The 22,290-nt window shown below is 61.4% G+C and carries 21 protein-coding genes and 3 pseudogenes; 14 read left to right on the top strand and 10 right to left on the bottom strand.

The features are described from left to right. Positions 1-100: 100 nt before the first annotated feature. The 3 genes from CQW49_RS23360 to CQW49_RS23350 are packed head-to-tail and all read left to right on the top strand — an operon-like array spanning position 101 to position 4,555. Complete coding sequence (locus CQW49_RS23360) at positions 101-1,561, top strand: hypothetical protein (RefSeq protein WP_157926135.1); 1,461 nt, start codon at positions 101-103, stop codon at positions 1,559-1,561. A gap of 53 nt (positions 1,562-1,614) precedes the next feature. Further along, complete coding sequence (locus tag CQW49_RS23355; protein ID WP_099832086.1) at positions 1,615-4,002, top strand: DotA/TraY family protein; 2,388 nt, start codon at positions 1,615-1,617, stop codon at positions 4,000-4,002. Between the two features lies 1 nt (position 4,003). Then, entirely contained in the window at positions 4,004-4,555 is a 552-nt protein-coding gene (locus tag CQW49_RS23350) for a hypothetical protein (RefSeq protein WP_099832085.1), read from the top strand. A gap of 600 nt (positions 4,556-5,155) precedes the next feature. Here the strand turns inward: CQW49_RS23350 and CQW49_RS24915 are convergent. From CQW49_RS24915 to CQW49_RS24910, 3 genes are all read right to left on the bottom strand, one after another. Beyond that, on the bottom strand, positions 5,156-5,704 hold the full coding sequence (locus CQW49_RS24915; RefSeq protein ID WP_157926134.1) for a hypothetical protein: 549 nt from the start codon (positions 5,702-5,704) through the stop codon (positions 5,156-5,158). Next, positions 5,691-6,692, bottom strand: a complete 1,002-nt coding sequence (locus CQW49_RS23335) for a hypothetical protein (protein WP_244593433.1) — start codon at positions 6,690-6,692, stop codon at positions 5,691-5,693. Before CQW49_RS23335 ends, CQW49_RS24915 begins: the two co-directional genes overlap by 14 nt. Positions 6,693-6,859: 167 nt before the next feature. Beyond that, on the bottom strand, positions 6,860-7,363 hold the full coding sequence (locus tag CQW49_RS24910; RefSeq protein ID WP_157926133.1) for a hypothetical protein: 504 nt from the start codon (positions 7,361-7,363) through the stop codon (positions 6,860-6,862). A gap of 310 nt (positions 7,364-7,673) precedes the next feature. Between CQW49_RS24910 and CQW49_RS23325 the strand changes: the two genes are divergently transcribed. The 5 genes and pseudogenes from CQW49_RS23325 to CQW49_RS25930 all read left to right on the top strand — a co-directional run bounded on the left by CQW49_RS23325 (position 7,674) and on the right by CQW49_RS25930 (position 13,302). After that, complete coding sequence (locus tag CQW49_RS23325; protein ID WP_157926132.1) at positions 7,674-8,057, top strand: hypothetical protein; 384 nt, start codon at positions 7,674-7,676, stop codon at positions 8,055-8,057. A gap of 65 nt (positions 8,058-8,122) precedes the next feature. Beyond that, on the top strand, positions 8,123-8,386 hold the full coding sequence (locus CQW49_RS23320; RefSeq protein WP_099832116.1) for a DNA -binding domain-containing protein: 264 nt from the start codon (positions 8,123-8,125) through the stop codon (positions 8,384-8,386). Between the two features lie 707 nt (positions 8,387-9,093). Next, positions 9,094-11,967: an AAA family ATPase gene (locus tag CQW49_RS23310; protein ID WP_099832079.1), complete on the top strand. Its 2,874-nt coding sequence runs from the start codon at positions 9,094-9,096 to the stop codon at positions 11,965-11,967. Between the two features lie 235 nt (positions 11,968-12,202). Further along, positions 12,203-12,883, top strand: a complete 681-nt coding sequence (locus CQW49_RS23305) for an XRE family transcriptional regulator (protein ID WP_244593432.1) — start codon at positions 12,203-12,205, stop codon at positions 12,881-12,883. Beyond that, a pseudogene (locus CQW49_RS25930) lies at positions 12,884-13,302 on the top strand (RES family NAD+ phosphorylase). A gap of 88 nt (positions 13,303-13,390) precedes the next feature. Here CQW49_RS25930 and CQW49_RS23295 read toward each other — a convergent pair. The 5 genes from CQW49_RS23295 to CQW49_RS25925 form a co-directional block, all read right to left on the bottom strand. Continuing rightward, positions 13,391-13,660 carry a helix-turn-helix domain-containing protein gene (locus CQW49_RS23295; protein WP_099832077.1) on the bottom strand — a complete coding sequence of 90 codons (270 nt, stop codon included), beginning with the start codon at positions 13,658-13,660 and terminating at the stop codon, positions 13,391-13,393. Between the two features lie 485 nt (positions 13,661-14,145). Beyond that, positions 14,146-14,340 (bottom strand): hypothetical protein, encoded by a 195-nt coding sequence (locus CQW49_RS23290; RefSeq protein ID WP_099832076.1) that lies wholly within the window; start codon positions 14,338-14,340, stop codon positions 14,146-14,148. Positions 14,341-14,580: 240 nt separating this feature from the next. After that, the gene (locus CQW49_RS24905) at positions 14,581-14,826 is read right to left on the bottom strand and encodes a hypothetical protein (RefSeq protein WP_157926131.1); all 246 of its coding nucleotides are present in this window, start codon (positions 14,824-14,826) and stop codon (positions 14,581-14,583) included. A 172-nt stretch (positions 14,827-14,998) separates the two neighbouring features. Next, the gene (locus CQW49_RS23285; protein WP_099832075.1) at positions 14,999-15,670 is read right to left on the bottom strand and encodes an IS6 family transposase; all 672 of its coding nucleotides are present in this window, start codon (positions 15,668-15,670) and stop codon (positions 14,999-15,001) included. Between the two features lie 144 nt (positions 15,671-15,814). After that, positions 15,815-17,086, bottom strand: a complete 1,272-nt coding sequence (locus CQW49_RS25925) for a sulfotransferase (RefSeq protein ID WP_244593431.1) — start codon at positions 17,084-17,086, stop codon at positions 15,815-15,817. Between the two features lie 222 nt (positions 17,087-17,308). Here CQW49_RS25925 and CQW49_RS25920 point away from each other — a divergent pair, with 222 nt between their 5' ends. Together CQW49_RS25920 and CQW49_RS25915 are read left to right on the top strand one after the other, a co-directional pair. Continuing rightward, positions 17,309-17,770, top strand: a complete 462-nt coding sequence (locus CQW49_RS25920) for a hypothetical protein (RefSeq protein WP_244593430.1) — start codon at positions 17,309-17,311, stop codon at positions 17,768-17,770. A 48-nt stretch (positions 17,771-17,818) separates the two neighbouring features. After that, positions 17,819-18,103: a hypothetical protein gene (locus CQW49_RS25915; RefSeq protein ID WP_244593429.1), complete on the top strand. Its 285-nt coding sequence runs from the start codon at positions 17,819-17,821 to the stop codon at positions 18,101-18,103. Positions 18,104-18,256: 153 nt separating this feature from the next. Here CQW49_RS25915 and CQW49_RS26435 read toward each other — a convergent pair. Then, positions 18,257-18,898, bottom strand: a pseudogene (locus CQW49_RS26435) (glycosyltransferase); the annotation flags it as partial. Between CQW49_RS26435 and CQW49_RS25910 the strand changes: the two are divergent. Continuing rightward, the gene (locus CQW49_RS25910) at positions 18,779-19,204 is read left to right on the top strand and encodes a hypothetical protein (protein WP_244593428.1); all 426 of its coding nucleotides are present in this window, start codon (positions 18,779-18,781) and stop codon (positions 19,202-19,204) included. The pseudogene CQW49_RS26435 and the gene CQW49_RS25910 sit on opposite strands and share 120 nt — an antisense overlap. Before the next feature lie 31 nt (positions 19,205-19,235). Here CQW49_RS25910 and CQW49_RS23275 read toward each other — a convergent pair whose 3' ends face one another. Then, positions 19,236-19,496 (bottom strand): hypothetical protein, encoded by a 261-nt coding sequence (locus tag CQW49_RS23275; protein WP_157926130.1) that lies wholly within the window; start codon positions 19,494-19,496, stop codon positions 19,236-19,238. 147 nt (positions 19,497-19,643) lie between these two features. On the opposite strand from CQW49_RS23275, the gene CQW49_RS23270 reads away from it, so the two are divergent. From CQW49_RS23270 to CQW49_RS23260, 3 genes and pseudogenes are all read left to right on the top strand, one after another. Beyond that, complete coding sequence (locus CQW49_RS23270; protein WP_099832072.1) at positions 19,644-20,762, top strand: tetratricopeptide repeat protein; 1,119 nt, start codon at positions 19,644-19,646, stop codon at positions 20,760-20,762. Positions 20,763-20,904: 142 nt separating this feature from the next. Beyond that, a pseudogene (locus tag CQW49_RS23265) lies at positions 20,905-21,180 on the top strand (DDE-type integrase/transposase/recombinase); the annotation flags it as partial. 226 nt (positions 21,181-21,406) lie between these two features. Beyond that, positions 21,407-22,285 carry a tyrosine-type recombinase/integrase gene (locus CQW49_RS23260; RefSeq protein WP_099832071.1) on the top strand — a complete coding sequence of 293 codons (879 nt, stop codon included), beginning with the start codon at positions 21,407-21,409 and terminating at the stop codon, positions 22,283-22,285. The last annotated feature ends 5 nt before the right edge of the window (positions 22,286-22,290 follow it).

Raw genomic sequence — 22,290 nt, 5'->3', positions numbered from 1 at the left:
CGATGATTCCGATCTCGTGGCGAGGCTGCGCGAGAAGGCCACGGAGATCGCCGCGAAATCGAACCAGACGACAAAAGCCGTCCAGGGTGAGATATTCGCTTTGTCCTTCGAGGTGCTGCAGGCTCCTCGTCGAGAGATCAGCGCGCAGCCGATCGCCAGCCCGTTGATCGAGTCCGAGCCGACGATCGCGCAGTCTCCTGTCTCTTCTGTCGCCTCGGCCGGTGCCCCACCGACAGCTCCCGATGCGGCCGCGGAATCGCGTGTCAGCGCCGCGATACAGGCCGAGATCGACGCCTTCGATGACCCGACTGCTGGCCGCCCTTCCGCGCGCCGTGGCGCGCCGGTCGACGCCGCCGAGCGGCCGCCGGAGCCCGAGGGCTCGCCGACGCCTGCCGCAGCCGCCGATGACATTCAGCGCAATGGGCTCGCCGCTGCGCCGCTGTCAGCGCCGGACCAAGCATCGCAGGTCAAGTCGGTCGACCAGACCACGAACCCACCGTCGGCTGCTGCAGACAAGGCTAAAATCGAGATCGTGGCCTTCGACGTTTCCTCTGCATCGGCGGGGCGCCCTCCGGCCGCTTCCGAGCCCGTCCGGGATGCAGCGAACGCGCAGCCCAAATCTTCGCCAGCGTCGATTCCGCAGCGGGCTTCACCGGCGGCCGGAGATGCGTCGACGCCGGCCAATGACGACCGTAAGCTCGCCGCCTTCGCCGCACGGCCCGCCTCTCCGGCGAAGCCGACCACCACTCCGGAGCCGCCGGAAGCAGTCGGACCCGATCCGACCACGAAACATGAAGTGCAATTCGTTCAGGAAAAGCTCGTCGTGGGCGGCGTGTTCGGAAAGGCGATCGGGGCGGTCGGGCGCTCCGCCAGCGCCATCGGCCGGATTTTGGAGGCCGCCACGCCATCGGCACAGGTAGCGCTGCAGCAAAGCGCACAACAGCGGCGCGAGCAGCCGGCGCGTGAGCAACAGGCGAACACCGAAGATGTCCAACGGCGCCTGCAGAACTTCGAGAAGACGCGCATGCAATTCAAGCGCGATGATCCGCTGCTCTACGCCGCCGATGCGTCGGGGCGCGCCGCCCTCGACGCGATGAGCGCGCTTCGTGATGCGCCGGGAGTGACGATCCTCAACCGAATTCAGGACGCCGCAGCCAACAACAAGGGCGGAATGAACGCGGTGATCGAGGGCATGAAGCCCGGAGGGGCGTTCGAAGGCCTGCGCAAGCAGCTCGACATCGCTCTCGACGAGAACAACGCTTTCAGCGCGGCTTACGATCGAGCCGCCGGGGCGCTCGCTCGATACGGAAGCGACCGAGATCGGATTGTTTCGGCTCTCACCTCCCAGCCTAACGCCTCGAACTGGAATGAGCATTTCAAAAAGCTCGACGCCGCTGTCGGCGAGGCCGCCTCCTCGATTCCGAAGAAGGAGGGTGACGGCAGCATGCTGGAGCATCTCGGCGAAAAGGCCCGCGAGATCGTCGAAAAAATCCTCGAAAAAGTCAAAGCCGTGTTTCACCGCGATCCCGAAGCGCGCCCCTCCCCGAGCCCGGGACCCTGACAGCCATTTTCGTCGACCGAAATTGCCTTTGCCATTCGACACGCGAGGAGAACATGTCGCGCCGAATCCTTCCTTCTCTATCGATCGCCCTCATCGCCCTGGTTTTCGCCGCGCCGGCGCTCGCCCAATCCGCCGCTCCGGCGACGCCGAGCTATGACGTCAGCTGGTCCGCCCTCGATCCTGGTCAGGATTGGGCCGCTGAAATGATCAAGGCGGTCTTTCCCATCAACGGAGGCGTCTGCAGCAGCGGCGCGCAATCCGCGACATGCACGGGCTCCGCCGCCACCGTCATCGGCGAGCTGCTCGGACGGTTCACCGGCTTCTGCATGGCGCTCGGCATGTTCTACGTGTGCTACCTGACGCTCTGGAATATCTATCGCACCGCCGAGACCAGCAATCTCCTCACCAATTCGATGACCTCCATGTTCGTCGTGAGGATCGGTTTTGCAGCCATCATGATGTTTCCGGTAACATCGGGCTTCTCGATCGGTCAGGCCGCCGTGGTCCAGACGTCCATGTGGGGCATCGGCATGGCGGGATCGCTCTTCAAATTCGCGATCAAGGCGATGGGGCCCGACGCGATGGTCATTGCCACGCCGATCATTCCCGGCGCGAAGAACATCGTCCTCGGCGTCATGGAGAACGAGCTCTGCCGGGCCTTCGTCAATGAGGCGACCGCCAATCCGCAGATCGCGCCAGCCCCGACGCCGACGCTCGTCTCCGGCTCCACGACCTGGGCCTATTCTCTGTCCCCCGGCAATCAGACCGGCTCGCCGAGCTGCGGTACGATCACGGTCAACCAGCCCTCCGGCGCGCAGCAGCCGATCGCCGGCGTCAATACGGACATGACGGCCAAACAGAAGGAAATTCTCCAAAATGTGATCACTTCGGATATTCGTCCCGTCGCCGAGAGAGTCGCGAAGAGCTATTGGCAGACCAAGCAGACCTCGGCGCTCATCCCACTGCTCGCCGCCTATCAGAACGCGACCCGCGACTACACACAGCAGCTCACCGCGGCCGCCAGCGACATTCAGAAGCAGCTGCAGAACGCCATCAAGCCCCAGGACGCGCGCGCGGGAAAGCTCGGCCTCAGCAACAACACGACCACGGATCTATCAACGCTCGGATGGGCGTCGGCCGGCTCCTATTATCTGACCTTCGCTCAGCTAAACGGCCGAACGCTGTCCCTGCTAAACGATCTGCCGATCGTCAACGGTCCGAGCTATAGCGGCTGGAGCAATGCGCTCAAGACCGATCTCGCGCCGCTCATCCAAGCCAGCGACAACTTTCTCGGGCAGCTGCGCACCTATGTGAACACCGCGGATGGCGCAAACCCTCCGACCGGCAACGCCGACACTTTCGGCAACGCGGCAGCTCGTGAAGGCGGCTCGTGGGTCGAACGAGTCTTTCGTGCGATCAATCTCAACGAGCCCCTGTTGAACTTTGTCGCCAACAGCATCGGCCCGACGTCGAACCAGTGGTCCGACCCTTTCGGCTCTCTCATCACGCTCGGTCAATATCTCATGACCGCCGCGCTGACCGCCTATGGGCTCGCGATAGCTGCCTCATCCGGGACCGTACAGACGGGAGCAGCGGCCTTTTCTCTCCTCACCGGCAATTTCGCAGGGGCCGCAGCCGCCGCGGGGCTGGCCACGGTTTCCGACGTCTTCAAGGCGCTGTTGACGCCGTTGTTCTTCGGTCTCCTGGCGCTCCTCATTCCTGGCATCATGATCGCCTATGTGCTTCCTCTCATCCCCTGGGTGATGTGGATCGCCGGCGTAACGGGCTATCTGATCCTCGTGCTCGAGGCGGTGATCGCGGTTCCGCTCATGATGGTCGCGCATATGACGTTCGAAGGCGAAGGCCTGCATGGCCGCGCCTTCCAGGTCTATGAGCTGCTGTTCAACGTTCTCTTCCGGCCGGTCCTCATGCTTCTCGGGCTCTTCGCCGGATATTTCGTGTTCTCGTCGGTCTCCTGGCTCATTCGCATAAGCTTTGGAGTCGCCGTGCATTTCGTGCTCGAAAAGGGCTGGTTCGTCACTAATCTGATCGGACTCGTCGTGCTCCTGGCGATATTCGTTTTGTTGCATATCGTGGTCGCGATCAAAGCCTTCGGACTGATCTCGCTCATTCCCCATCATGTGCCGAAGATGCTCGGGTTCTCGCCGGCAAACCGTGTCGACATGGACGAGTTCAGCAAGGCCGCCGCATGGACGGGTACCGAGGGAACAATCAAGACGATCGATGGCTACGCCCGAAATCAGCTGGCCGGACCGGCACGACAACGGCGGCGCAATGGTGTAGGATCGTCTTCGACCCAAGCGTTATACTCTCCGCCGAAGGGTATCACTGGCCCCGCTGATAGCTCCGCAAAAGGCGGAAGCGTCGACTCGACCTTGAGTGCCCAGACGGACATCGGAGATCATAATAAGGACGCCTGAGATGCGCGACGACGACGAACCTGGCTCTGGAAACGGGATGCTGTGGTATGCGGTAGGTCGCTCGAACGGCTACTCCAGTGGCAAATCCGACGGCTATCGGGAAGGCGAAAACAACGGCTACTATGAAGGGGAGCAGTCGGCGCTGCGCGATGTCGAAGCCCAGCGACAAACTGAATACTGCGCCGGCTGGCGTTCGATCCATATCAATGATTTCAACGCCTGGATGGACGTCCTCAATGAAGAGCGGAGGCGCCGCGCCCAGCTCGCCGTCGAGGTCGAATCCTTGCGAGAAAATCTCGCCATCTCTGATCGACACAGCGACGAGCACCGAACGAAGCTGTTGAAGACGCTGGATTTCAGGAGAGGGATGGAAAGCTGTCTTTGGGCTCTGCTCACTGCCGCGGAACAAGGCAAGTCCGGTCGCCCGGAGTATGCCGAGCTCAAGTCCATCGTCTATCAGATGAACGACGCGTGGTCCAAAGGCGAAATTCTCTGCAGTCCCAATGCTCTCGGTCCCCATATCGCTTCTTTGAAACGAGCGCTCGACCGCTGATGCACGCCGAATACGCGCAGCCTCGTCGCATGATTGGTCTCTCCATAGGAGACCCTCATGCGACATCTCTTCCTCCCCCTGATTTGTCTCTCCATCCCGCTCACGGCTTGTTACTCGGGAAATGTGCGCACCGCAGCCGACTACGACGCGCCCCCTGCCCCAACTGTGCGTCATCCCTTCTATGACCCCTACGCCTCCTATGGTGAATCCAACGCCATTTGGCGGCCGCCGGTGATCGATAGGAACGGAACCTTGGTCAAGCCTGTGGAGCCTTCCACACAAGCGACGCGGCCCAGCTACGAATCGGCGCCTTGGGCGACCGGGGCGGCGGGCGGCTCCCGAAGCGCTCCTCTCGGCACGTTTTGATCGGGCGCCGCCCCGCGATTGTCGGCCGCGATCGGCAGGGGCGCCCTGCGTTCCGACGGCACTGTGCGTCGCCGAGAAGAGTGCGGCGGACGACGCGCGGAAAATTCGCGCGCGTCGTCCGAGCAATTTTCGCCATGGAGATTATTCCGAAATTGTAGCGCGGAGCTCGGCAGTGGCGTGGTTATCGACGCCGCCGAGGACATTGGCGGCGTCGAGCCAGAATATGCGCTCATTTCAGCTCGGCCAGAACTGCTCGGAGGTGGTAAGATATTCCCACGCCGTCGCCAGTCGACGTGTTCTGATCTGATAATTTTGCAACGCGCTTTGGAACGCCGTCAGAAACAGAAACAAGCAGAACGGCGCGAATTCCAGAACCGGCGCTATCCTCCAAGACGCCCATGGCGTGATCGCGATCTCGAACAGCCAGTAGGCGAAGAGCGTCCAGGCGGCGCCGAAGAAGATATAGGCAGCCAGCGCGGTTTGCCGGCGACGGCGCCGCAAGAGTCCCTCGACCTGCCAGGCTTTCATCCCGTGCAGAAACGCCGTCGCCTGGACATCGATGCGGCGATCTTCGTCGACTCTAAACCGCGTGTTGCGTCGCGCTCCACGACGAACCCCTGTGATCAACCCCGACAAAAAGCGACCGCCCTCGATGACTTCGGGTTTCGGGAATGCGCGTCCCGGAACGGAGCCGATCCATTTGAGCCCGCTCCATGCTCTGCTCAGCCGCGACACCCGTTTCGCACTCGTGGATCGTCTCGTGCTCGATTTATCGCCCTGCATGGCTTTCGCTCCCTATCGATGCGATCACCGCATTCCAATCCTCCGGCAGTCCGTCGACGCGCCCCTCCGAGCCGTCCTTCTTCCGCCAGATCACCGTCGGAGTTCCGCGCAGCCAGATCGTTTCGGTGATCGCCATGTTTCGGCGAAGCAGCTCTTCCGCCTCCTGTGATGCAGGCCCGTTCAAATCTCCGCGCGACCATGCCGTCGCCATTTGATCGGCAGCCTTGCTCATCATCGCCAAGGCGCTCTTGGTGCTCCGGCCGTCATTCTCGTAGTCCAGCACCGACACGGGGATGATCGCGACGAGCACCCTTCCCCCAGCGACGAAAGGCTGCAATTGCTGAAGGGCGCGAACGGAATAGCCGCACAATGGATCGATGAAGACGTAGAGTCTCGGCGCAGCTTCCGAGCCGATCGTCCCGAAGGACGCGCTGCGTGCAGCCTCGAGCGCCGAAGCGACCTTCTGCTGGCTGCCGATGCCGGCGCCTCCGGTGGCCTTCTCCCTGCCGATCGTCACGGTCGGCGTCACCCCCGGCAGCGGAGCGACTTGTTCGCGCGTGATATTTTTTCCGCTCGCATCCCACATGACGCCTGGTATCACGCGCTCTCCGTCGGGAGTGACGTAGAACACCTGAAACTGTCCGCCGTTGCGCACGAACAGCCCACGCATCCCGTGGCTCGTGCCGAGCTCCGTGACCCACGGTTCGCGCCGTCCGGCGATCGTCAGCAACAGATCGGCCGACAAATCGGTCTGCACGCCAGAGACGATCGCGTCGCCATCCGGCGTGAGCTGCAAGATCATGAACTCGTCGCCCTGGCGCGCGACAATCGCGCGCAGGCCATGAGCATCGCCCGCATCGAACAGCCGCGCGCCGCTTCTGGCGAGATGTTGCAGCGCCGGCGTCTGCTCGATGACCTCGGGCGCAATCCGAGCAAGCTCCGAGGCGCCGAAGGTCACGCCGGTCACGGTCTTCGGAGCATTCGACACGGGGCCGCTGCCCGTGTCGAATGCTCCAGCCTGCGAGACACTTGGCTCGGCTTGGGCAATGGTGGAGGCGAATATCGCGGCAATCGTAAGCAAATGCGTTCGCATTCGGGTCTCCTTTCGACGTAAGGACGCTAGGAGACCCGTGCGCGAATTGGCGCCGAGAAAATTCACGACTCTCCGATCGTGTGTCTCGCGGTTGCAAGAAGCTCCCGCTCCATCTCGTCGCAGGCGGCTCGTAACATGATCACCAACAGCTCGGGGCGCCTGTCGCTGAAATCTGCATATTCCCGATAGATCGCCACCTTCCCCATTTTTTCACACGCGCCTGCGGGGACAGTCGCGACGATCTGGCCGACCATATGCTCTATATATTGAACCTCGGCTGCGCTGAATCGCACTCCCGCCGGGCGCCTCGACGATGTTTGATGAGTGAGCTGCATCAAGCGGTCGAGCGCTTCGTCACACTCTCGAAGCAGCGCTCCTTGAACGCGCGCCTGCCTCGTTCCATCCTGCAAAGTAGTCAGCTCGCGCCCGGCATTTACAACGCGTGGCTGCTTGCGGCGCGGCAATGATGCGGTCATTTCGCGGCCCCCTGATCGAATGAAAATATCTTTCCGAGCGCGCAGCAGCGCGTCCGCATTTATCGTCGCTGCATCGAAGTAGACGCGCACACAAATAGGGTTTGGGAACCGCGCGCCGCTTTCGCCACAGATCTCGATCTCGAGGATACAGCAAGCTCGCCTCTACGCAATACCCCGCGGGTCCTGCATGAGAGTCGTCGCGACATCAACGCTACCCGCGCATCATCCTTTCACGACACATGCAGCGCGCCGACATTGCCCGTCGGCTTCGAGTTGAGTCATTCGACATCCGAGAGAGACCGACGCTGGCATTCGCGCGGGATCTTTCTGCCGCATTCACGCGGCGCGAGGTCGAGCTCGCTGCACATCCATTCGACCTACGACGACGGACGTCGCTCCGATGCAGAACGGCCAGTTCCGATGTGAGGCGCCGAGTCGAAATGAGAAAGAGGGCGCAAACGCGGCGGGATTATCGCCTATGTTCGAGGCTGCATGCGATCCAAAGATGCGCAGAATCGCACGCCACAATATTCCCATAATCAGGCTTGCGATGCTCGCGCACGATGAACGCAGGTATTGTAGAGGCGTCGCCGATTTTTTGTGCGACGCCCCGGACTTCTCGATGATCATTTCATTGTCGTGCTCAGCTGGGCGACGCGCGGCGCGCATCTCGATCGCCCTTGGATCGACACAATTTCTGATGACGATGATTCTCGATGTGCCGCGGGTCAGTTCCCTTCAGCGGCTCGAGTCTGGGACGTCGTTCCGTGCTTCGGCAGAATGAAGCGTGAGCAGCAATTTCGTAGGCTGCGGCGCCCCGACCAATGCTACACGACGGAGTTGCTCGAAATGGATTTTCTTCCCTTTCAGGATCAGCCGCCTTACAGCGCGCGCCCGACGAGCTATGACGAACGCCACCTCGTGACCTATCTTCGCCTATTGGACGCCGAGGAAGAAGGCGCAGACTGGCGCGAAGTCGCTCTGACGATCTTCGGGCTCGATTCTGAGATCGAGCCGCAGAGGACCAGGCTCGTTCATGAAAGCCATTTGAGTCGGGCGCGCTGGATGACACACGTCGGCTACCGATTTTTGTTGGAGTCCCGTGCTCATTGACGCTATTTCAGTATCGTCCAGCCTTGCCGGAGACCGGTTCAGAATGCTCGGACGCGTTCAGCGCGTTCTGAAGCTATCGGCGCGTTATGCTCGGATGGATTCAGACAACCAGATTTCGACCCGCGCCCTTGCCTTGTTAAGGAGCAATATCTGCGGCTCGTGCCAATTCACGAAAATTTGAAGCACGACTGTATGTGACCGTCACGCAGTTTGCATTCCTGCCGCGCGTTCAGACGCCGCTTCTTCGAAGGCTCGACCTCTCCATTGGGCGACCGTCTGAGCCGTGAATTCGTCTGCCGGGTACAGCAGGGCCAACAGCTCGGTCGCCTTCCGCATGGCCGAAGCGGTCGTTGATCTCCTTGACGTCGACGAGGCGGACGGCGGGAGGAGATTTCAAGGCGCTCCCAAAAACAAGGTTTTGCACAGGGCCCGAGAGCTCGCGGACCTCGACAGCGCTGTCGAGGCTGAGCGGAAGGGGCATGGAAATGCTTATCGTGCGAACTGCCGCGGCGCTATCCATGGTCGTCAGCACATTGAAACAATGACATACGTGCATCTGTCGGAGGTTGCAGGTTTCCGTGTCGGCGCCAGGTGCGGACAAGCCGTAGGCGTGCCGTGAGAAAAAGGCTATTCGGATCGCGTCGATCGTGGGCTACCGATCCCCATGATCGGCCTGGTTTGCAGGAACTCGAGAAGCGAATATTCCGATGAAGATCCTCGAAATCGCCGATCTCGATACGTCGCGGGTAAGGCTGGCCTATCAAAAGGTGATCGCTGCGATCGCCAACCGGGATTTTCGCGGGGCTCAGGTGCGCAAGCTTACGGGAGCCGCGTATGCCGATCTTTATCGCGCTCGGCTCAATGACGCGGATCGCCTGATATTTCGTCTCCTGCGGCACGATGACGAGGTCTGCGCCCTCATGCTGGAGGTCATCGTCAATCACGATTACGGGAAATCCCGCTTTCTCCGCGGAGCCGTCATCGACGAGGACAAGCTCGTCGCGTGTGACGCCGCCGAGGCCGAATCGGGCGCGCGACCGCTGCGCTATCTCAATCCCGAAGTGAAAATCATCCATCTGCTCGACAAGCCGATCTCCTTCGACGATGTGCAGGACGCCGTCTTTCGGGCTCCGCCGCCGCTCGTCATCGTCGGCGGCGCCGGCAGCGGAAAGACGGCGCTGACGCTCGAGAAGTTGAAGCATGTCGAGGGCGAGGCGCTCTATGTGACTCATTCGGCCTATCTCGCGCAGAGCGCGCGAAACCTCTATTACGCGAACGGTTTCGAGCGAGCGGGCCAGGAAGCGACGTTTCTTTCTTATCGGGAGTTCGTCGAATCCATTCACGTTCCACCCGGACGGGAGGCGGCTTGGCGGGACTTCGCCGGCTGGTTCCAGCGCGTTCGCCAATCCGTCAAGGACCCGGAGCTTCGCGGGGTCGACGGGCATCAGATCCTCGAAGAAATTCGCGGCGTCATCACTGCTGGAGAACGTGGCGCGCTCTCGCGGGAGGATTATCTCGCTTTGGGCGTGCGCCAATCGATTTTCGCCGCGAGCCAACGCGGCCGGCTGTACGACCTGTTCGAAAAATATCTGTCCTGGCTGAAGGACGCGAAGCTGTACGACCTCAATTTGATCGCGCACGAATGGCGCGCGAAAGCCGCGCCGCGTTACGACTTCGTGGTGATCGACGAAGTGCAGGACATCACGCCGGTGGAGCTCGCGCTCGTTCTCGCGACGCTGCGCCATCCCGGCCGATTTCTGCTCTGCGGCGATTCCAACCAGATCGTTCATCCGAACTTTTTTTCTTGGGCTCAGGTCAAGAGCCTGTTCTGGCGCGAGCCGGAACTCGCGCAACGTCAGCAGCTCTCGATGCTCACCGCCAATTTCCGCAACAGCCGCGAGGAGACGCGGGTCGCCAATCAATTGCTCAAGATCAAGCAGAGGCGCTTCGGCTCGATCGATCGCGAGAGCAATTTTCTCGTCAGGGCTGTCGGCGCAGAGGCAGGCGTCGTGACGCTGGCGCCGGACAAGGATGACCTCAAGCGGGAACTCAACCAAAAGATTCGGCAGTCGACCCGCTTCGCCGTGCTGGTCATGCGCGAGGAAGACAAGATCGAGGCGCGGAAGCATTTCACGACGCCGCTGTTGTTCTCGATTCATGAGGCCAAGGGGCTGGAATACGAAAACATCGTCCTCTATCGCTTCATCTCCGACCACCGCGCCGAGTTCAACGAGATCGCCGACGGCGTTACGGCGCAGGATCTAACCGCCGACGAGCTCGATTATCGGCGGGCGAAGGACAAGACCGACAAGTCGTTGGAGGTGTATAAGTTCTTCGTCAATGCGCTCTATGTCGCTTTGACCCGCGCGACCGCGAATCTCTATCTGATCGAATCCGACACCGGCCATCGGCTCTTCGAGCTGCTCGAGCTGACCCCAGCGGGACGGGTGCAGGTTGATGCGAAACAATCAAGCCTCGAGGACTGGCAGAGGGAAGCCCGTAAGCTGGAGCTCCAGGGCAAGCAGGAGCAGGTCGATGCGATCCGGCGCGATATTCTCCGGCAGAGCCCGGTTCCCTGGCCGGTCTTCGATCAGGCGAAAACGACCGAGCTGTTGATCAAGGTGTTCCGCGATCGCGCTCCGGGCGGTAAGCCGCGCCAACAATTGTTCGACATCGCATGCTGCCATGACGAGCCCGTGCTCGCTCGTTGGCTGGCGAGGAACGCGGGCCTGGACGCCGCACGGCAATTCGACCGGCAGCGCGACAGCATCGCCCGCAAGAGCTACTCGGCTTATTTTTCCAAGAATCTGAAGGAAGTCTTGTACCAATGCGCCAGCTACGGCATGGAGCATCGGTTGCCGATGAACCAAACGCCTCTGATGGCGGCCGCAGCCGCCGGCAATGTCGCGCTCGTGGAGGCATTGCTCGAACGCGGCGCGGACAGGCAGAATATCGATCATTTCGGCTACAACGCGCTTCATTGGGCGATGCGCGAGGCGTTCCGCGATCGAGCCTTCGCAAGCGGTCCATTCGGCGCGCTCTACGAACTGCTCGCGCCGTCGAGCGTCGACGTGAACACGGGTGAGAGGCTCGTGCGCATCGATCAACGTCACGCCGAGTATTTTCTATTCCAGACGTTCTGGGTCCTCTTCAAGCCGCTGTTCACGCATGGCCGGTCGCAAGATATCGCCGCCTTGGACACACGCGCCATTCTCGCCGCCTGGGACGACTTGCCCATCGCGATCGTCGCCGAGGAGCGCAGAAAGAAGCCGTATCTCTCCGGCCTGATGGCGAGAAACGAGGTCGATCGCGATTACGCCTACAATCGCCGACTTTTCAAGCGCCGGGCGCTCGGTCGCTATCAGTTCAATTCGGCCTTGGCCTTGCGCCAGCGCCGCAATGGCGAGGATGTTTGGACGCCGATCTTCGAAGCGCTGAACTTGCCTTTCATCGCCGAATTTACTCCGTCCGATTTCGGCTGGAACCGCGCGCGGCAATTGCTCCGGAGCTATCTCGCGGAGGCCGGCATGCCCGAGGCCTCGCTTCCGATAGCGGAGGAAGGCATGAACGGCGAGAATTGAGCAGCGCCGCACCGGACGGAGCATGATTCGCTTCAGTTTTTTCGATCCGTGCGTGTAGCTCGCCGCCTCTCCGCTGTCGCTGAACCGGCACTGGCTTTACGAATTTGACGAACTTATCGACCTCTTTCATATATGCGCTGACGGAGGTCGGTACATGACGGCTTCAAAATCGACAACTGGTGTTCGAAGCGGCGCAGGCCGGCGGGCGCGGACGGCTGGCAAGACGACTCTCACCATGACGACCTTTTTCGTCGGCCCGGATCAGACATTGCCGAAGGGATCGGCTGGTTTCAAGGTGGAGCTCCCGGGTACGGCGTCCCAGCTCCTCACCAGAAGTCGGCGGCATATGAAGGCGCTCCTGCAAGGCTATGGTGATGCGATCGTCAAGAGCCGCGCGGCTGGTCGACCGGTCAGCTTTCGGGTCGAAGTCGACCCTGAAGGCGAGACGGTCGTGACCGCCGTCGAGGAGGCGATTGCCGCGCGTGAAACCGTGCAGGCGGCCGCCGCGCCGGATGCCGAGCTGACGGCGGCGCTCGCCGCGGCGCGTGAGCGCGGTCGCCTGCGGGCCGCCGAAATCCTGGGCGGCGATGACATGCTGAGCGCGAAGGATTTTGCCAAGATGCTCGGCACCACGCGGGTGACTGTCAATGCGAAACGCCAGAGCGGCCAGATTCTGGGCCTTGACGGAGCCAAGCGGGGCTTTCGCTTCCCTGTCTGGCAACTAGATGCCGAGGGAAGGCCCTATTGCGAACTTGCCGCCCTGCATGAGCGACTGGGCGCACCCTGGGCAGTGTATCGCTTTCTGGTGCAGCCGCATGGCGAACTCGACGGACTGACCGGGTGCGAAGCGCTGGAACGAGGGAAGGTCCAGGCTGCCCTCGAGGCCGCGGAGAGCATAGGGAGAGATTTTCGCTGAATGGCGAAAGTTCTCCCGCCTGATCGCTTTGCGGGCGTGAACCTCCGCACTTATCGAGCGCCAGCTGGCCAGCGGTTCGGCCGCATCTATCTCGGCCGCTATCCGGACCCGCTCGGCTTCGGCAAGACACCGAGCCGTTTCAGCGATCCACGCCGGCGCGTCGCCGCTAATCGGTTCGGCGTTGCTCTACCTCGGGGAGACGGTGAAGGTCTGCTTCTTGGAGGCAGAGCTCCGCGATCGACGCGATGGCGCGATCGGCGATCTGCCGATAGCGGAGGCGGAGCTGCAGGCTCGGCAGTGGCGTTGCACGAGCACCCTGAGAAACCAGATGGGATCATCTATCCGTCACGCCTCAACGGGCACGCAGCTTGGCCGTCCTGAACGACTTGAGGGTCAGCGTCGTCGAGCCCGATCCTTGATCGCCTGAGCGCAGGGACTCCCTGAGGGGAGCTGGCGAATTAGCTGGCTCCGTCAAGGAAGGGAGACCATTGCGGCGATGGCTTCGAATTACGAGTCCTTCTTTCCGGTCGTCCGACCGAAGGCCTGTCGAATGAATTGAGTGAAAATCGAACTCGGGTCGAGCCCCATGGCGCTCACGAATTCGACAAATTCGACGACATCCAGGCGTCGCTCTCCCCGCTCGTATTTCGAGACAAAGGATTGCGTCTGACCGATGCGTTCGGCGAGTTCGGTCTGCGTAAGTCCAGCGCGCTCGCGTGCAGCGATCATCAGGGCCAAGAGATGTTTGTAGGGCGTGCTGTGGACCGAGCGGCCCATGCCGGGCTGCTCCGGTTGTTGAAGGCAGCCCTGAAATAAAGTCTCTTTCAGACTAGTCCAAAAACGACTATTATCTCGTCGCTCAAGCTACCGGTCCTGACAGCCGACTGAGCATCGCGGACAGGAAGATACTTTTCATCCTCGGAGCAACAGGTCTCTCGGGCGGTTCGCGAGCCTGTCGGTTCGGGAGCCTTTCCGTTCTAATGCAGGAGAGATTATTGTGGACGGACGGATAATTCTGACCGACTTGGACCGACCCAGCGAAACACTCGAAGCCGGAATCATCGCCATGGACGATTCTGTCCTGATCCTCTCAGTGCCGAACACGAACGTTCAGTTCCGAATGTTTCGTCGAGCCCGTAGCGGTACGTATGAGGGAACACTCGGCGGAAGGAGCTTTAGCTGGGTTGCAGAGCGACCTACGAGCAACAAAACATCCGGAGGATATGGGCTGGATCTGGCCCACAGCCTGCCTGCTCGGCCACTCAGAATGAGTGTAGGGCCTCGTCCCAGCGCAGCAAGACGCGCGCATCGCGCTCCGGCAGCCGGACGCGCTGCTCGCGCAAGGCCGCCGTGATCGCCTGTCCTGCATCCGGATCGACCCAGTGGCCGTGCGCCATCAGGAAAAACCAAGCGAAGGGGTAGCCGATCTCACGATCGATTGAGGCCGCGCGTTCCATCAGCCCTTGTGGCGGCATGGCCGGGTCGACGAGTAAGCGCGCCGATGGGAAGCGCCGCGGCCGCGGAATGAAGCCGACCTCCCGTTCGCTAGGATATTCGTATTCGCGGATGTCGAGCGCCCAATGGTCGTAGACCCGCTCGGGCGCCGCGCTCGAGCTCTCCCAGTCCTCGAAAGCGGACCTCGCGCGGGTAAGGCAGATCGCGAAGTGCCGCCTCCGGCGGCGCGGGCGAGGTCTTGCTCACTCCGCGATCTGTCTCACCGCGGTGTCGAACCAGCCGGGCGCGGCGTCGAGGAAAGCGACGTCACCCGCGCCGTCGGGACCGATCTCGCGGATCGTGCGCGCCTCCATCTGCGATCGACGCGCTGCTCGTCGGATGCGCTCGATCCGTGCGCAACGCCCGAGAAAGCTGCGCAGATGGACGATCGCGCCGGTCCCACGACCAACTAGCCGATAGACCGGCCCCGCCAGTCGAGCGACATTCATTGGAGCATCCCGGGACACCCAGGACGGCTCCAGGAGATCGTCGCGCTACGGGACCGGAAGTCCGGATCGACGATAGGACCGGCGAGCCGTTCGATCTCACGGCTGAGCGCGATCTGCGGTTCCGTCGCAAATTTTGACTATGGACGCGACGAGCGTATGAGAGTGTTTCAGCTCACGCGGGGAGGGCGTAGAATTGCTGTGCTGGACGCAATTTGCCCCTGGTCCGCAACTGGTCCTTTCGGATCATATGCATGAGCTCGATCCCCGAGAGTGTCGCAACAGCGGATCGAAATGATTTGAAACCCAACATCGGCCGCGTCACTCGCTTTACCGCCCGATGGTCCTGCTCAACGATATTATTGAGATATTTGATGCGGCGGATTTCGATGTCCGCTTCATGCTCCGCATTGTAGCGTTCGATCGCTGCCGCGTTGGCGCCGCTCTTGTCGATCGTGATCTTCTCCGGCTCGCCATGTTGGCCGATCGCCTTGCGCAAAAAGCGCAACGCAGCTTTGCAGTCCCTCTTGGCCGTCAGCAGGAGATCCACCGTCGCGCCTGCCTTGTCGACCGCCCGATACAGATATTTCCAGCAACCTTTGACTTTTACGTAGGTCTCATCGAGCCGCCAGCTCGAACCGACCGTGCGCTTGCCAGCACGAAACCGCTTCTCCAGCAAAGGGGCATATTTGACGATCCACCGGTTGAGCGTCGAATGGTCGACATCGACGCCGCGTTCTTCCATCATTTCTTCGAGTTGGCGATAGCTCATCGGATACGCCACATACCAGCGGACGCCCCACAGAACCACGTCGCGTTCAAAATGGCTGCCCTTGAAATCGATCATCGCACTCGTCCGCCAGCTCCGTTGCCGCCGATCATAGCCCAAACCGACCCGCAACAAAAAATTCGCGACAGAACCCCACAGCCCGTCCGAGCACGGGTCCGACCCACGCTGCCAAGATTGCGACACGAATCCGTTGCGCGTTTGCTAAGTCGATATCGTCCGCTCGGGAGTTGAGAGGAGGTCCCGTAGCTCGGCGAGCCAAGCTTCCAGCGCCGACCCCGCTGTGTTTGGAAGAGGCTGATCGTGGCAGGCCGCTTGGAGCAGCACAAAATACTCGTGGACCGCCTCGCTCAGATGCTTGTTCCAAAGCCCATTGAAGTGATGCTGGCACAACGCCGGGTCGACGAAGCGCGAGATCGAGCCACTCGCACATTCGTAACGCGGCAGGGGGATCCCCAATTGCGATCGGATGCGGTCCAGAACCGATTCGGGATTCGCGAGAAGATCACGATAGGCAACGAAGACGCGTGGCGTGTCCCGCGTGTCTCTCTCGATCGTCAACATGTAGCTGGCCCAGATCGACAGACCTCTGCCCAAGGAGAATTTATTTCGCGCCGTCAGCGAGGCAGCGACCTCCAGCGGATTGCGCACCATGATGATAAAATTGGGCGCATAACGCGACTTCCGCAGCGCCCTGTCCCAGAGCGGCGCCAACAATGAAATGCGTGGATCTTTGACAACGATCGGACGATTGCCGGGGTAGAGCCCGGTGATCCTCGCGGCGGCTTCGTCGATCAGACCGGGTGCGATCTGAGCGGCGCAGGGTTGCGAAAAAAAGGCGAATGGGTCATCCCAACCGGAGCGGGCAGAGCGCAGAAGCGCCTCGTTCCAATCGGCGATCACATGCGCCTCCCAAAAGCCGGTCGGATTATCGGCTTTCTTGATCATGAGATCGCTCGGCAGATCCACGCCGGCGATCGAGAGCATGCGCGCCATCGCCGATGTGCCGGAACGATGGCAGCCGGCGACGATCAGGGCGGGCGGGGACAGGCCGCGTTCCGACCGCAGCGACGGCGCCGCGCGCTCCTCGCGCTCGGCACCGGCGTCGAGGCGCGCGATCAGCTGCGCCCAGGCGTCGGCGTGCGCGGTTTGCGAATAGGCGCGCATGCGATCGCGCTGCGCCTTCGTCACGCCGACGCCATTCGCGAGCTCGATCGCCTGCTCAAGCGCAGTGACAAGCTCGTGCTCGTCGTTGAAGCGAAATCCCACATCATGGGTTTCGCAGAATTCGGCTTCGGCCCCCACGCCGAACACGACAGGAATGCAGCCGGCCGAAATCGCCGCGCCGATCTGTGTGCTCGAATGCGTGCAAAAATGCGCTTCGGCCGGCGATTGTGCGCCGAGCCCGTGGGGCGATACGCAAATCTTCGCGTGTGCGAATAGGCGTCGCAAGGTAGCGTGCGGCGGATCGGCCATCACGTCCACATCGATCGGCCAGGGCCACCGGCGTAGCATATCGACATAGCTTGCATCGTCGCTCGGAAGGAGCTCGCCGACGACGACGAGTCGCCATCGGCGACTTTTGGCGGTGGCCGCGACGAATCGAAGCGCGCGGAGGACCGCTCGATGTCCGCCGCCCGATGGTCCCGCCCGCAGCGCGCCGAGGCACAGAATGATATTGCTGCGTGCTTCGGGTGATTGCTCGACGGGGAAAAGGTTGATCGCCGGCGTGATCACATCGATGTCGATAGCCGGTGCGCCCAAAGCCTCTATCGCTTGCGCCAAGGCGCGACGGCCAAATTCGGAATCGGTCGCCACCGCGTCGAAATTCAACAGCGAGCCGATCCGCCGACTGGCCTCCTCGCGGCTCGGCGACGCCGCGGGGAACGGGCAATGGAGAATGCGGAGGCGTCCGAAGGGAGGCGGCACCGCCGGAAATTCAATTCCGCTGACAATCGTCACGTCTATGTCGCGTTCGGCCATGTCGGCGAGGCAGCCGCCGGTCAGCCGATCATGATATTGGCCGAACGCGCCCGCCTTTTGGCGAATGTCGACGACCGGGCACGGGACGCGCGCGACAATCGCAGTTGGCCGAAGCACGCTCGCCGCGGCGGCGACGGCCAGGCTCGATCGCGATGCGTCGCTCGCCGACTGGTCTGACGAGACGACGCAGTTCAGCACCTCTCCGGGAAATTGCGAAATCTGCTTTTGCAGCTCTTGCACGTCGAGCCGCTCCACGATTGGGGCGTCGGCACGATTGCGGGTGATCAGCCACAGGCCCCATCTCGCGCGCAGCAGATGGAGATTGCGCCGCCGCGCGTTGTCGCGCTTTGCTACGGCGTCGGGTGTGGCGGCGACGCCACCCGGAACGTGTCGGACCGTGACGGTCGCTACATGGCGTACGCGTTTTCCAATGGCGCGCATCCGCAGGCAGAGGTCGACATCCATGAGATAATCGATGTCGAATTCGGAATCGAAACCGCCTATGCTTAGAAAATCGACCCGGCGAAGCATCAGGCAGGCGGCCGAGACATAATCCGCGTCGACGGCGGACGGCGCGTCCCAGCCCACACCTGTCCACACAGGCGTGCTCGTTTCTCCTTCGACGGAGACAAACCCGCCCAGTTCCTGCAGCGAACCGTCTGGATAGCGAAAACTCGGTCCGACGATCCCGATCTCGCCGTTCGACAGTTCCGCGGCGAGCTTTTCGCTTACGCCTTTCTCGAGGAAGGCGTCATTGTGCAAGAATAGAATGCGAGCGCCGCGTGCGGCTTCGGCCGCGATATTATTCGCGCAGCCGAATGAGCGCGGTTTCGCCAGAGCGATCATCCTGACCGGCAGGTCCATTTCGGCGAGCCGCGTCGTCGCCGCGGATTCGCCGCCATAGTCCACGACGATTATCTCGAAGCGCATGTCGATCGCCGCCGAGAGAATCGCTGTCACACAAGCGAAAGTCAGGTCTGGCCGATCAGAGTTCGATATGATGATCGACAGCTCGATATCGTCGCCGCAATCCGAGGCGTCATAGGAGACGAGCGCGCCCGGGATGGGTGGAGATGGATCGACCGTGAGGGCGAGAACCCCACCCCGAAATTCGACGGCTCGCGGCTCCCCACCGGCAATTCTGACACATCCCGGGACGACGGGCAGTACCCGGTTTGCAACAATATGCGTGAACTCGATCCGAATCTCCCCGCGCGGACGTTTCGAAAGTCCGAGAACAACCGCGGCGTTCGGGCCAGAGCTCCATCTTCCCCAGGATTCGACACGGCTGAAGCCATAGAGCAAGCTGAACCCATTCGACGACGCTTCCATGAAGTCGAATTCGCCTATTCGATCCTGTGTCGTAAGGCAGAAAACGGTGATCTTGACCAAGCCGACCGCAAGCACGCGATGATCATCGCTCGTGCTCATATCACTCGGTCGAAAGGTCGCATCGAATTCAAGTTCGATGAGCAGTTTGCTTTCGATGGGCCGCAAAGGCACCTCTGTTGGACGCCGGACAATGATACGTGGATGACAGAATCGCATACGATTGTCATCTGCTCATCGCAGAGAAACCGAACTCCTGACACTGGCATCCAGAAGCCGTGAAGTGCGATTCTGTCAGCGTCGAGCTCGTGCGTCAACGGCTGATTACATTGTGCGGGTGGCCGGCGGTCACCGGATCATTATGATGTCCAGCATCGCCGAGCACGCGCGCCGGCTGGCCATCATAGCTGCCGACGATCGTCGCGAGCTCTGTCCACAATGGGCGCACCAGGCCGCCCGCGTCGATCTGCAGCAGAGCGGCGAGATTGGACGTGGTCAATTGCACGATTTGGGCGCCCGTGCCGTCGTCGCGCACGCCCACCACCGTGTCGAGCGTGGAGACGGGCGGGACCAATGCGAGCGGCGTTTTCGCCTCGGACCACGATTTTCTTCCTAATTTGACGAAGTTAGATCGCGTTCGCGACGACGAGCCCGCGACTATGCCGATGATGGACATGAGGTCTGGTGCGCGGGTTGACGCGACAGGGAGCCCAGCTTACGCATGGGCGGAGGACCTAAACCGGGGTTTGCGATGGCGCTTGACGATTCCGACCTGATGAACGTGGTTCGCTCAGACGCATCCGAAGAACTCTATATGGTTTTCAGCCACATCGGCTTTCCGCGTGGAAAGTTCGCGCAGTCTACTTTGCTGTCGGGAGCGCGCGTCGATAGGCTTTATTTGAACACAATGGACAATGACTGGTATCAGCGCGATATCGATCAGACCGCGGACCGCCTCGCTGAGACCATCTCATCGCTCGGCCCTCGGCGGATCACATGCGCCGGATCGTCTATGGGCGCCTATGCGTCAATGTTGTTCGGATGTCGGCTCGGGGCGCAGCGTGTGATTGCCGTAGCGCCGGAAATCAAGATTGGCGAGCCGTGGCAGCGAAGCTTTTTGCTGAACAGAACTCGCGTTTACGATCCCCGCTACACCAATCTCCACGACACAATAGCCTCGGCGTCCGGTGTCGAAATTTATGTCGCCGCTTACGATCTGATCGATCTCGGCGGCTTCGACGAACGGCTTCTCGATTATGCGGGCGTAAGTGTGAAGTTTCTCTCGGGCGATCATAAGGTCTCCGAGCGCCTAGATTGGCGCCGACTGTATGCTGGCGACGGCGATATCGGCGTTCATCGACTGTCAGAACTTCCGTGCAACATGCATGACTACACGGAAGCGAAGCGCGCCTTACACGATGGTAGAATAGACGACGCTTCGAAACTGCTCCTATCACGCTGCGAATGGAGCGATTTCGCCCCCGATTTTTTTTTCGCTGCGCTCTACATGCCATCGACGAACATTGATGCTGCTATCGTTTTGCTGCAGCACGCTCTCAAACTAGACAGCAATAGCGCCCAATCGCTTCACCAGTTAGGACTCTGTTTGGCGGCGCGAGGGAGGCGCGACGAAGCGGTGGCCCGGTTCAGAGACGCGCTCGCCATTCACGAGGCCGCACCTGCAACCCATTTCCGTCTCGCCGAGACGCTGGCTGTGCTCGGACTAAAAGGAGCCGCCGGCGCCCACTTGGCACGAGCGTTGTCGCTCGATCCGAATAACCCGGCATATCAGGCGTTGGCGGGCAGACTTCGCGATAAGTCGCCCGCGGCCGTACCGTGAATGCACGATTGGTTCATATAGCGCGAGACTCTTCGACGTAGCTGCTTCCACTTTTCCGCAGCTTGATGCAGTCTAGCGATGAAGACAATGTGGCGTCGGCCCCGGTCGTCAGCAAAATGTTGCCTGTGCCATGCTTGACTGTGATAAGAGCGGCGCCAACACGGCAGCGATCGAACGCTACAATGCGGAGCATGAAGCGGACATCGAAATCCACCGCATCAAATATCTCAATAATATCGTTGAGCAGGACCATCGGGCGGTAAAGCGAGTGACGCGGCCGATGTTGGGTTTCAAATCATTTCGATCCGCTGTTGCGACACTCTCGGGGATCGAGCTCATGCATATGATCCGAAAGGACCAGTTGCGGACCAGGGGCAAATTGCGTCCAGCACAGCAATTCTACGCCCTCCCCGCGTGAGCTGAAACACTCTCATACGCTCGTCGCGTCCATAGTCAAAATTTGCGACGGAACCAGATGGTCTTCGGACTCTGCGGGCGTTTCTGGTTCGGTATTGCGCCAGGGAACTAAACGGCTCTCGCGGTAGTTTGCGGCCGGCGTTTCGGGCGGGCTGCGGGTAACGGGTGGTCGGCGAACTGTCTGAAGATCGCGGGGTTAGCAACCTCGCTTCAGACAGGAGCAGCGCATGACAAAGGAGCGCATCACCCCGCTTCGCCAGCGCATGATCGAAGACATGGCCATCCGGCATATGGCCTCGGAGACCCAGCGCAATTACATCCGTGCAGTCAAGACCTTGGCGGGCTTCCTGGGCCGATCGCCGGATACCGCCACGGCCGAAGACCTGCGTCTTTTCCAATTGCACTTGACCGAGACCCACGTCCGCCCGCCGACGATCAACACGACAGTCACCGCGTTGCGGTTCTTTTTCGGCGTGACGCTCGATCGGGCCGACGCCACCCGCCACCTGACCTTCGTTCACGAGCCGCGCAAGCTGCCGGTCGTCCTCAGCCCCGATGAGGTCGCGCGACTGCTGGAGGCGGCGCCCGGCGTCAAATACAAGGCCGCGCTCGGCGTCGCCTATGGCGCCGGCCTGCGCGTCTCCGAGGTGGTCTCGCTGAAAGTCTCGGACATCGACAGCACGCGCATGTTGCTCCGCGTCGAGCGAGGCAAGGGCGGCAAGGATCGCCACGCGATGCTCTCGCCGCGGCTGCTGGAGCTCTTGCGCGACTGGTGGCGCATCGCGCGCCCGCCGGTCTGGCTGTTCCCTGGGCAGGATCCGATCAATCCGATAACGACGCGCCAGCTCGATCGGGCCTGTCACGCGGCGGCCCAAACGGCCGAGATCGCCAAGCGCGTCACCCCCCATACGCTGCGGCACAGCTTTGCAACCCACCTGCTCGAGCAGAATATCGATATCAGGGTGATCCAGGTTCTGCTCGGCCACGCCAAGCTCGACACCACCGCGCTCTATACGCGCGTCGTCGCCAACACCATCCGCGACGTCATGAGCCCGCTGGATCGCCTGACCCCGCTGAGGACAAGAAACACCGAGCCGCCCGCATAGACGCC

The sequence above is a fragment of the Methylosinus trichosporium OB3b genome (assembly GCF_002752655.1).
Lineage (GTDB): Bacteria > Pseudomonadota > Alphaproteobacteria > Rhizobiales > Beijerinckiaceae > Methylosinus > Methylosinus trichosporium.
The sequence above is the reverse complement of the archived record's forward strand: the minus strand, read 5'-3'. Positions and strand labels throughout refer to the sequence as shown.